We start from the raw sequence: 2,011 nt of genomic DNA, 5'->3' as shown, positions 1-2,011 counted from the left end.
GTGGGAGCGAGCTTGCTCGCGATAGCGATTTTGAAGCACTACTGCCCTAAGTTCTGCCCCACCGCCAACCCCGCCCGAATCGCCGCCAGGGCAGCCTGGTAATACGCCTGCCCCTCGGTCGACTCGGCGAACGTGGAGAATTCTTCCAGCTCGGTGTCAGTCAGGTCGCGGTAGACGTACAGCAGCGTGTTGTTCAGGTCCGCGCCGATCTGGTCCATCAGGCGCTGGCGCTGGCCGTTCAGCATGCCTTGGGCCTGGCCGCCGCCGAGCAGGCCGGGAATCATCGAACTCAAGCTGTCGGCGGCCACGCCGGCGATCGCCAGGCTGACTTCGGCGCCGGCCTCGCGGGCGGGCAGGGCCTGGGCCAGGTGGCCGATGATCAGCAGGCGGTTGTCGCTGGCTTGCATCTTCGGCAGGCCCTTGGCGTTCTTCGCCAATTGATCGCGGCGGGTGGCAAGCAGCTCGGCCGCAACGACTTTGCGGCCCAGCGGCGTCTGGAAAAAGCTCAGGGCTGGGTCCGGGTCGGCCAGTTTCTTGCGCAGTTGGGCCTCGGCCCGTTGATCCATGGCCTGGGGCGCGAAACGCTGGTTGCTGTTGTTCACCAGCGCCTGGAACACCGCCGGCGGCAGGCTGCTCTGGTAACGCTGCTGCGCGGCGCTCAAGGCTTCATTGAAATGCGCCCGCTGTTCCGGCCAGCCGGCGACCTTGTACAACTGGTCGTAGCTGTCTGCCCAGGCGGGCAAAACGCAGAACATCAACAGTGAGAAAAGCAAACGGCGCATAGGGACTCCTGTCAGCAGCGGACTATTCTCCGTGGGGTACGGGAACTTGTCGAGAATTCGTATCAAGTTCGTACGGCGGTGCTATCTGGCGGGCTGATCTGCTGCGCGGCGCTGTCGGTTTTGCAGGCACAGGAATACTATGCGCGCCATGCAAATACCTTCTGATCATCCGTTGCTGTTACGTATCGTCGACGACCTGGCCGAGCGCGGCTGGTCGCGGCAGAACATCTTCCTGCCGGATGCGTTGACGCGTGCCCTGGCGGCTGAATGCCGCCAGCGCGCCGTTGAAGGCGAACTGGCCCCGGCCGCCGTCGGGCGCGGGCCGTTTTCAGAAATTCGAGAGGGTATCCGGGGCGATCGCATCCAGTGGATCGAGCCCGGCCAGGTCGACGCCTGCGATCGTTACCTGGGGTTGATGGACAGCCTGCGCGAAGCCTTGAATCGAGGGTTGTTCCTGGGCCTGGAGGATTTCGAAAGCCACTTTGCCCTGTATCCGCCGGGTGCGTTCTATCTCAAGCACGTCGACCGATTCCGGGATGACGACCGGCGCATGGTTTCGGCGGTGCTCTATCTCAACGACGCGTGGCTGCCGGAGCACGGTGGTCAACTGCGCATGTACCTGGACGAAGGCATTGAGCATGACGTGGTGCCCACGGGCGGCTGCCTGGTGGTGTTTCTCTCCGGGGACATCCCCCATGAAGTCCTGCCGGCCACCCGTGATCGCCTGTCGTTGACCGGTTGGTTCCGACGCCGCGGCAACGAGTTGTTCTGAATATGGAAAAAATCCTCGTCAGCCGCTGCCTGCTCGGTCACCGCGTACGCTACGACGGTGGCGCCAGTGGCCTCTTCGACCAGCTCCAGCAATGGCTCGACGAGGGCCGGATCGTGCCCCTGTGCCCGGAAGTCGCCGGCGGTTTACCCACGCCTCGGGCGGCGGCGGAGATTCCCGGTGGGCAGGGTGTGCAGGTGCTCGATGGCGACGCGCCGGTGATTACCACCGACGGCGAGGACGTGACCGTGCAGTTTTTGTCGGGTGCGCATCAGGCACTGGATCTGGTGCGCGAACACGGCATCCGGATCGCTGTGCTCAAGGCCAATAGCCCGTCTTGCGGCAACCTGCTGACTTACGATGGCACCTTCAGCGGCGTGAAGGTGCAGGGCGAAGGCGTGACGGCGGCGTTGCTCAAGCGCCATGGCGTACGGGTGTTCAATGAACTGGAATTGGCGGA

The 2,011-nt window shown here is 64.0% G+C and carries 3 protein-coding genes; 2 read left to right on the top strand and 1 reads right to left on the bottom strand.

Annotation, left to right across the window (positions count from 1 at the left end; translation table 11 throughout):
- Positions 1 to 38: 38 nt before the first annotated feature.
- Positions 39 to 782 (bottom strand): DUF2059 domain-containing protein, encoded by a 744-nt coding sequence (locus OC610_RS26365; protein ID WP_264432069.1) that lies wholly within the window; start codon positions 780 to 782, stop codon positions 39 to 41.
- A 139-nt stretch (positions 783 to 921) separates the two neighbouring features.
- Between OC610_RS26365 and OC610_RS26360 the strand changes: the two genes are divergently transcribed.
- Together OC610_RS26360 and OC610_RS26355 are read left to right on the top strand one after the other, a co-directional pair.
- Positions 922 to 1,554, top strand: a complete 633-nt coding sequence (locus tag OC610_RS26360; protein ID WP_264432067.1) for a 2OG-Fe(II) oxygenase — start codon at positions 922 to 924, stop codon at positions 1,552 to 1,554.
- Positions 1,555 to 1,556: 2 nt separating this feature from the next.
- On the top strand, positions 1,557 to 2,011 hold a 455-nt coding region (locus OC610_RS26355; RefSeq protein WP_264432064.1), incomplete at its 3' end, for a DUF523 domain-containing protein.

The organism is Pseudomonas agronomica, from assembly GCF_025917275.1.
Taxonomy (GTDB): domain Bacteria; phylum Pseudomonadota; class Gammaproteobacteria; order Pseudomonadales; family Pseudomonadaceae; genus Aquipseudomonas; species Aquipseudomonas agronomica.
Note: the sequence above shows the minus strand (reverse complement) of the source record. Positions and strands in the feature narration are given on the sequence as shown.

Excerpts from the sequence above, each read along its gene's own strand:
- OC610_RS26365 (WP_264432069.1), bottom strand. The coding sequence starts at position 782 with ATGCGCCGTTTGCTTTTCTCACTGTTGATGTTCTGCGTTTTGCCCGCC.
- OC610_RS26360 (WP_264432067.1), top strand. The coding sequence starts at position 922 with ATGCGCGCCATGCAAATACCTTCTGATCATCCGTTGCTGTTACGTATC.